General features: G+C 53.1%; 8 protein-coding genes. 5 read left to right on the forward strand and 3 right to left on the reverse strand.

Annotation, left to right across the window (positions count from 1 at the left end; all coding sequences use genetic code 11):
- A partial coding sequence (locus ACP5D0_RS09270) for a TonB-dependent receptor plug domain-containing protein (protein WP_472365469.1) occupies window positions 1-373 on the reverse strand: 373 nt, incomplete at its 3' end.
- A 388-nt stretch (window positions 374-761) separates the two neighbouring features.
- Between ACP5D0_RS09270 and ilvA the strand changes: the two genes are divergently transcribed.
- On the forward strand, window positions 762-2285 hold the full coding sequence (gene ilvA, locus ACP5D0_RS09275) for a threonine ammonia-lyase, biosynthetic (RefSeq protein WP_472365470.1): 1524 nt from the start codon (window positions 762-764) through the stop codon (window positions 2283-2285).
- 208 nt (window positions 2286-2493) lie between these two features.
- Here the strand turns inward: ilvA and ACP5D0_RS09280 are convergent, their stop codons facing one another.
- Together ACP5D0_RS09280 and ACP5D0_RS09285 are read right to left on the reverse strand one after the other, a co-directional pair.
- Entirely contained in the window at window positions 2494-3075 is a 582-nt protein-coding gene (locus ACP5D0_RS09280) for a 5-formyltetrahydrofolate cyclo-ligase (RefSeq protein ID WP_472365471.1), read from the reverse strand.
- A gap of 263 nt (window positions 3076-3338) precedes the next feature.
- Window positions 3339-3614 carry a cell division protein ZapA gene (locus ACP5D0_RS09285; RefSeq protein WP_472365472.1) on the reverse strand — a complete coding sequence of 92 codons (276 nt, stop codon included), beginning with the start codon at window positions 3612-3614 and terminating at the stop codon, window positions 3339-3341.
- A gap of 216 nt (window positions 3615-3830) precedes the next feature.
- Between ACP5D0_RS09285 and ACP5D0_RS09290 the strand changes: the two genes are divergently transcribed.
- From ACP5D0_RS09290 to ACP5D0_RS09305, 4 genes are all read left to right on the forward strand, one after another.
- Window positions 3831-4400: a UPF0149 family protein gene (locus tag ACP5D0_RS09290; protein WP_472365473.1), complete on the forward strand. Its 570-nt coding sequence runs from the start codon at window positions 3831-3833 to the stop codon at window positions 4398-4400.
- Window positions 4400-5716 (forward strand): Xaa-Pro aminopeptidase, encoded by a 1317-nt coding sequence (gene pepP / locus ACP5D0_RS09295; RefSeq protein WP_472365474.1) that lies wholly within the window; start codon window positions 4400-4402, stop codon window positions 5714-5716. The genes ACP5D0_RS09290 and pepP overlap by 1 nt, the downstream gene beginning before the upstream one ends.
- A 37-nt stretch (window positions 5717-5753) precedes the next feature.
- Window positions 5754-6944 (forward strand): UbiH/UbiF/VisC/COQ6 family ubiquinone biosynthesis hydroxylase, encoded by a 1191-nt coding sequence (locus ACP5D0_RS09300; RefSeq protein WP_472365475.1) that lies wholly within the window; start codon window positions 5754-5756, stop codon window positions 6942-6944.
- Window positions 6941-7566 (forward strand): FAD-dependent oxidoreductase (locus ACP5D0_RS09305; protein ID WP_472365476.1); only part of this gene is annotated, 626 nt, incomplete at its 3' end. The genes ACP5D0_RS09300 and ACP5D0_RS09305, both read left to right, overlap by 4 nt.

Genomic DNA, 7566 nt, shown 5'->3' on the forward strand with positions numbered 1-7566 from the left:
CATCATAAGACGAGACTTCGGCGTAAGAGGATGGCGGGTCCATTCGGTTCGGGCAACCGCCAGCGATTTTGGCACCGTCCAGCAAGACATTTAGCTGAGAATATTGTTGACCGCGAATTTGCGGGTCCAGGCCATGTCCGCCTTTGCGGGAGGCGGTAACACCGTTGATTTCGCGCAACACCGCACCGGTTTCACTGTTGCCGGTGTTCAGCAGCGACTCGGTGGCGACGGTATCGGCTTGCGGTTGGATGTCATCCTGAACTTCCACCGTGATTTTTTTCAGTTTGGCGGTTTCAGCACCGAAGGTATTGGGGCTGATGGCAGCGGTGGAGATGGCGGATAGAATGGCAAAATAAAGGGGTGTCGGACGCATCGTTGATTCCTTTCAAGTAGATAGAGGCTGTTTGTTAATCGTGGTACACATGTGATAATTTCGACGTATTTTAAGTAAACGGTTTGAGAAATACCCTTGAAAAAGTCTGTTTAAGTCTGGCGTTAAGCTTGCGGAAAAATGAAGAAACCCTGTCCTGTCCTAAGTCGTTCATAAGGGCATCCTCTTGGGTGCCTTTGGATGTCTCTTGATTCCATAAACCATTGTGACTCGATGTCCTCATCCAGGCGATTACGAGTGGCTGGGTCGGATTTCAAAGAAAACGCTAAAGTGGTCAGGCCTGGCTTTTGTTATAATTGAGCCTATTTTTTAACGTTTGGATGTCTGAAAACCTTTTCGGGCCGTTCAGTCGAGTAACCTAGGAATGACCATGCCGGAAACCATTTTACGCCGTGTTTTAAAAGCCCCTGTTTACGATGTGGCCGACGAAACGCCTCTGGAAAGAGCCCCGTTGATTTCGCATAGAACGCGCAATCATATTTGGCTCAAACGTGAAGATTTGCAACCGGTATTTTCGTTTAAGTTACGCGGGGCTTATAACCGTTTGTATCAGTTGACCGAAGTGGAAAGAGCTCGCGGGGTGATTGCCGCATCGGCTGGGAATCACGCCCAAGGTGTGGCGTTATCAGCGAGCCGGATGGGGATAAAGGCCGTCATAGTGATGCCGCGCACCACGCCGTTGATCAAAGTCAATTCGGTGCGTAATTTGGGTGGCGAAGTGGTGTTGCACGGCGATGCCTACGACCAGGCCGCGGCGCATGCCCGAAAATTGTGTGACGAAAATGGCTATACCTATATTCCACCGTATGATGATGAGGATGTGATCGCTGGACAAGGCACCATCGCTTTGGAGATGTTGCGTCAAAGCAAGCCGTTTGATGTGATTTTTGTGCCGGTCGGCGGCGGCGGTCTGATTGCGGGCATTTCGGCGGTGATCAAACAGGTGTCGCCGGAGACCCGTGTGGTGGGGGTCGAGCCGGAAGATGCCGCTTGCATGACGGCGGCGTTAAAAGCCGGTGAAAGGGTGAAACTTGATAAAGTCGGCATTTTCGCCGATGGGGTGGCGGTGGCACAGGCCGGTGAAATTCCGTTTCGGATTGCCCAGACCTGTGTGGATGAAATGGTGACGGTGAAAACCGATGAAATCTGCGCCGCTGTAAAAGATATTTTTGAGGATACCCGCGCCATTGCCGAGCCGGCCGGTGCTTTGGCGCTGGCGGGCATGAAAAAGTTCGTTGACGAAAAAGGGGTGGTGGACAAACACTTGGCGGTGATTGTCAGCGGTGCCAATATGAACTTTGATGGGCTGCGCTATATTTCCGAGCGGACCGAAATCGGTGAAAAACGCGAGGCGATTTTTGCGGTGACCATTGACGAACGTCCGGGCAGTTTTAAACAGTTCTGTGAGCTGTTGGGCGATCGTCGCGCCATAACGGAATTCAATTACCGTTATTCCGACCCTGATAAAGCGATAGTGTTTGTCGGGGTGCGCACCGAAGCCGGGCAGGCGGAAAAGGAGCAGTTGGTCAAGCAGCTGCACGCCTGTGATTACGCTTTGGAAGACCTCAGCGAAGATGAAATGGCGAAGTTGCATTTGCGTTTTATGGTCGGCGGTCACGCCAAAGGCGTGGCGAATGAGTTGCTGTATCGTTTTCAGTTTCCTGAGCGCCCTGGAGCCTTGTTGCAGTTTTTGATTCAGATGAGCGAAGAGTGGAATATCAGTTTGTTTCATTACCGCAACCACGGTGCCGCTTACGGTCGCGTGCTGGTCGGGGTGCAGGTGCCACCGCATCAGAAAGCGCAGTTTGAGTCTTACCTTCAAAATCTCGGTTATCCGTTTGTTTGCGAGCAGGATAATGTCGGTTACCAACTCTTTTTACGGCCGTTGGAGTGAATGGCTAGCAGTCTGTCGAACTTAAATGATCGAAGCGAAAAAAAGTCTGGTTTGAGTCAGTTTTTGTTCAATTTTGAGGCGAATAGCCCGCTATTTAACGAAAAATTGGGCAAAAAATGGCCAAATCCAGCTTTTTTGCAGCCGATTGGCTTAAGTCCGACAGGCTGCTAGCTCTGGCGATTCTCCCTGCTTCCCAGTTTTTGAGCGATCAGCGAAAGCGGTAAAGCCGCTTTTCAGTGATGAGTGCATCCATCGGTAGGTCCCAAGGCGCGGCGGCGATGGTGGCCACTTTTTGGCATTCGTGTGCCCAGCCAATCAGTCGCGGGCGGTTGGGCACGGCGTTCGGGCGCTGTTTGAACTGAAAAGTGCGGTCGTAAAAGCCGCCGCCCATGCCGATGCGGTGTCCGCTTTCGTCAAAACAGGTGAGCGGCATAATGACTAAATCGAGTTGTTGGCCCGTGCGATGCTGCTGGTGGGGCAGGTGCGGTTCGACAATGCCGAACTGATTGGGCTTCATGGGCGTTTGCGGTTGATAGCGGGCGAAGGCCATGTGGCGACCGCGCAGGGTTTGTAAAACCGGTAGATAGACTTGGTGGTGACGTTGCCAAAGGGCTTGAATCAGCGGCAGCGTGCTCAGTTCACCGTCCTGAGGCAAATAAACCGCAATGCGTTTTGGGCGTTGCAGCCAAGCAGAGCGCAATAGATGGCGACAGGCTTGTCGGGCGTGCTGTTGTTGCTCGGCTTGCGACAGTTGGCGGCGTTTCTGGCGGCAGGTTTGGCGTAAATTCATGGTGGAGATCGGTGTGTTGAACACTTGAGGTGGCAGGGCGCGAGTGTCGATTGGACGAATGAGGGAACGGGCTAGGCCATTATCCCTGAACCGTTAAGTTCAGGTGGCAGCCTCCACAAAAGACTTAGGCTTCTCGGACATAAGCGAGCGGCACACCGTCTAGCGTTTCTGGCCCCAAGGTCATAGTTATCGGCAGGGGATTTGAACCTAGCCCGTTTGACTCCATTATAACAATTTGCAGGGTTTTGCATAGGGGGAGGCCGTTAATCGTCCTTTTTTTCGGCGCTTTCGTTGAGCTGTGACATGGCGGTTTCCAGTTGATGATCGAGGCGCAGGCAATATTGAGTGGTGTCTTGTTTCATTTGCAGATAGTCGTAACAGAGGTTCAAAGCCACCATCAGCACTTTGCTTTCACCTTTTAGACTGGTGACCTGGTCGAGTTTGTCTTCCAACAGTGTGGCGGCTTCGATGAGCCGTTCATGGTCTTCAGGCTCGCAGGGCACTTCAAAGGTGTGATTCATTAAGGATAAAGTCAGCATTTGGGTTCCCGTGGCGTTGTTTTGAATGTTTAGGCTTATTTAAGCTTTATATGGTACGCATTTCAAGCGGGTTTGTCATCCGCATTTGCAAGGGGTCTGGTTGGTTCCGCGCTCGGCTCGTGTTATGATTTTTTTCTTTTAATCCCGCTGTGAAACGAGCATGTTTCGACCGCGTTTTGCTTTTGGCGATAGACGCTTAATAAGGATGTCTGAAGAATGGATTTTGATCAATTAAATAATGCCTTGAAAGTTCACCCGGAATTGGAATCACCTTCCTTTCTGCAGGGGATGCTGGCGGGGTTGATGTGCGGTGATGCCGACTTGCGCGAGGCCGTGTGGATTAAGCGTTTGCTGGAAGAAGCCGAGGTGAAAACGGTTAAGGAAAGCTTGTTGGTGTTGTTGCATGAGTTGTATTTGGAAACTGATAAGACCCTCAACGGATCGGGGTTTGAGTTGACCATGTGTTTGCCGGATGAAAGCGAACCCTTGTCTTGGCGAGCGGCCATGATCGGGCAATGGTGCGAAGGCTTTTTGTATGGGTTGGGGCTGGCGGGTCAGTCCGAGTCCAAATTGACGGGGGATTTGGGAGAGCTGTTGCGTGATTTCGGTGACATAGCGCGCATTGAAATCAGCGGTCTGGACGAGATTTCGGACGAAGATGAGGCGGATTTTATGGAGTTGGTCGAGTTTGTCAAAATCGGTGTTTTAACCTTGAATGAAGCCCTGAACCCAGTCGAAGGTTCGCCCATTGTGATGCAGGACGCGCCCACGGATACCTTACACTGATGACACAGGATTACACACCGTTTATTGAGCGCCGCCAAGCGGTATTGGATCGACTGCCGGAACCGTCTGTTGCCTTTGTGGCTTCTGGCGAAGAGCAGATTCGCAACCGTGATGTGGAATACCCGTTTCGTCCCTCGTCCGACTTTTTTTATTTGACCGGTTTCAGCGAACCCGACAGTGTGTTGGTGCTGGTGAAGACGGCTGAGATTTGCCAAACGCATCTGTTTTTGCGCCCAAAGGACAAGGAACAGGAGATTTGGCAGGGACGTCGCCTAGGGGTTGAGGCCGCCGCCGCCCGCTTGAAAATCGACCAGGCCTGGTCAATTGATGAGTTTGACGAACAGATGAACGAATTGGTGGAAGGGGCGGAGCACCTGGTGTTCAGCTTCGCCGAGCTGGCGCATTGGTCGGATTGGGTATCCGGTTGGGTCGGGGCGCAAAAAGCGAAAGCGCGTAAAGGCGTGCAGGCACCGAGCCAGTTGTTGGATTTTGATCGTATTCTGCATGAAATGCGATTGTTTAAATCCGCCCGAGAAATCGAATGGATGCGTCAAGCGGCGCAAATGTCGGTGGCCGGGCATTTAGCCGCCATGAAAGCGGCTGCGCCGGGGCGCTATGAATACCAAGTGCAGGCGGAATTGGAAAACGGTTTCAAACAAGCCGGATCGCCGCGCGTCGGCTTCAACAGCATAGTGGCGGCAGGCGAAAACGCCTGCATTCTGCATTACACCGAGAATGATGCCTGCATCGAAAACGGTCAGTTGGTGCTGGTCGATGCGGGGGCGGAATACGCCGGTTATGCCGGAGACATCACTCATACTTATCCGGCGAATGGCCGTTTTACGCCGCCACAAGCGGCGCTTTATAAGCTGGTGCTCAAGGCGCAACAGACTGTGATTAACGCGATTCGCCCAGGCCTGCCTTACAATCAGTTGCAAGCATTGTCTGTGGCGGTGTTGACCGAGGGGTTGGTATCGTTGGGCATTTTAAGTGGCACGGTTGACGATTTGATTGAACAGGAAGCTTACAAGGCGTTCTTTATGCACGGCACGAGCCATTGGCTGGGCATGGATGTGCATGATGTCGGCGATTACAAACAAGAGGGTGAGTGGCGTTGTTTGCAGCCTGGCATGGTGCTGACCGTGGAGCCTGGGTTGTATATTTCCAAAACCGCCGAAGCGGTGCCGGACGCCTATCGCGGCATCGGTATTCGCATTGAAGACGATGTGCTGGTGACCGAGCAGGGGCATGAGGTTCTCACGCAAGGCCTGCCGCGCACGGTGGACGAGATTGAAAGCTGGATGGCGCAGCGTTAACGCGCGGTCAGTACCATAGCATGAGGGGAAATAAGGCATGGCGACGAATCAAACAGATGTATTGATTTCTGGGGGCGGACCGGTGGGCTTATTGTTGGCCATTGGTTTAGGTCAGGCGGGGCATTCGGTGGTGCTGGCGGAAAAAAACGCGTTTGAAAAAGGCGAAACCGGTTCCTTTGACGGGCGAGTGCTGGCCTTGACCTATGGTTCCGTTCAGGTGCTGAAAGCGTTGAATATTTGGTCTGAGTTGGAGCCGATGACGACGCCCATCCAGCACGTTCATGTGTCGCAAAAAGGTTATTTGGGATTGACGCAATTGCACGCCGACGAGATGCGCGTGCCGGCGTTGGGTTACAGTGTGACGGCGTCCGATTTGGGGCGAGTGTTATGGCAAACTGCGCAAAACACCCCGAACGTGACGCTGCTGTCCGAGTCAGGCCTGGTGGATTTGTCGATTCAAGGGAATCGCCGTCGAGTAGCGTTGATCACGCCGGACGGAAACAGCCATTATGAAGCGGCCTTGGTGGTGGGGGCCGACGGCACCGAATCCACGGTGCGAAACTGTTTGAATTTACCCATTGAAACCAAGGCGTATGAGGCCTTTGGTGTGATTGCCAAAATGGAATCCGAACAGCATCCAAACGGCTGGGCCTTCGAGCGCTTTACCGAGCAAGGGCCAGTGGCGCTGTTGCCGATGCACGGTCATGAAAGTAAAGCGGTCTGGGTGGTGCCGAAAGACGATATCGATCGTGTGCGAGCCCTGAGTGATGCCGACTTTATCAGCGAGTTTACGGCTCGCATGGGGGAGCGGTTTGGTGGTTTTGTGCACGTCAGTGAGCGCGTGGCCTACCCATTGACGGAAACCTATGTGCCCAAATTTTATGCCGACCGTGCGGTGTTAATGGGCAACGCTTCTCATACTCAGCATCCGGTAGCGGCGCAAGGCCTGAATCTGGGCATTCGAGATGTGGCGGTGTTTCTGGAAAGGATGCCAGACGGTGAGATGGAGATCGCCGATTTGGGGGATGAAAATTTCTTGGCGCGTTATGCGCAGGAACGCGCTCAGCATCATGAAAAAATCATGGGGCTGACCGATGGCTTAATCCAGCTGTTTCAAGTGGAATCGCCGGTGGTCGGCCATTTACGCGGCTTGGGTTTAATGGCGATGAACGCTTTGCCCGGTTTGCGCAAGCGATTCACCAAAATGACCATGGGGGTGTCGTCGTGACGGAACCGTTGAAAACAGAAAAAGCACCGACGTCAACCGATGTGGTGATTGTCGGTGGCGGCATGGTGGGTGCGACGGTGGCGCTGGGGCTGGCGCAAGCCGGTTTTGACGTCACCTTGTTGGAGCGCCAGGCACCGTCGTTGGAATGGTCGGATGACGCGCCTTATCAAACCCGGGTCAGTGCCCTGACGCGTGCGTCGGAAAATATTCTGAAACATTTGAATGCCTGGGCAGGCATCGAACGCCGTCGCGGTCATGCGTTTACCGATATGCACGTCTGGGAATCGATTTCCGAGGCGGCCGTGCACTTTGATGCACGGGAAATTCAAGAACCGAATCTGGGCTATGTGGTCGAAAATAATGTGATTCAAGCCGCGCTCTGGGAGCAAATGCCAAACTACCCGAATCTGCATTGCATTGTGGGTCAATCCATACAGGATTTGAAACTGGACAATGACCAGGCCTGGGTGGAATTGGATAAGGGCGATTGCCTGCAAGCCCGTTTGGTGGTGGGCGCGGATGGCGCTTTGTCAAAAACCCGTGACCTGGCCGGGATTGCGATTCAAACGCATGATTATCAGCAATGTGCGGTGGTCGGCTGTGTGAAAACCGAGTTATCGCA

This window comes from Hydrogenovibrio sp. (assembly GCF_049975065.1).
In the GTDB taxonomy this organism is placed as follows: domain Bacteria; phylum Pseudomonadota; class Gammaproteobacteria; order Thiomicrospirales; family Thiomicrospiraceae; genus Hydrogenovibrio.

Coding starts and splice junctions, on each gene's coding strand:
- pepP (WP_472365474.1), top strand. CDS start 4,400: ATGACACAGGATTACACACCGTTTATTGAGCGCCGCCAAGCGGTATTG.
- ACP5D0_RS09290 (WP_472365473.1), top strand. CDS start 3,831: ATGGATTTTGATCAATTAAATAATGCCTTGAAAGTTCACCCGGAATTG.
- ACP5D0_RS09300 (WP_472365475.1), top strand. CDS start 5,754: ATGGCGACGAATCAAACAGATGTATTGATTTCTGGGGGCGGACCGGTG.
- ACP5D0_RS09285 (WP_472365472.1), bottom strand. CDS start 3,614: ATGCTGACTTTATCCTTAATGAATCACACCTTTGAAGTGCCCTGCGAG.
- ilvA (WP_472365470.1), top strand. CDS start 762: ATGCCGGAAACCATTTTACGCCGTGTTTTAAAAGCCCCTGTTTACGAT.
- ACP5D0_RS09280 (WP_472365471.1), bottom strand. CDS start 3,075: ATGAATTTACGCCAAACCTGCCGCCAGAAACGCCGCCAACTGTCGCAA.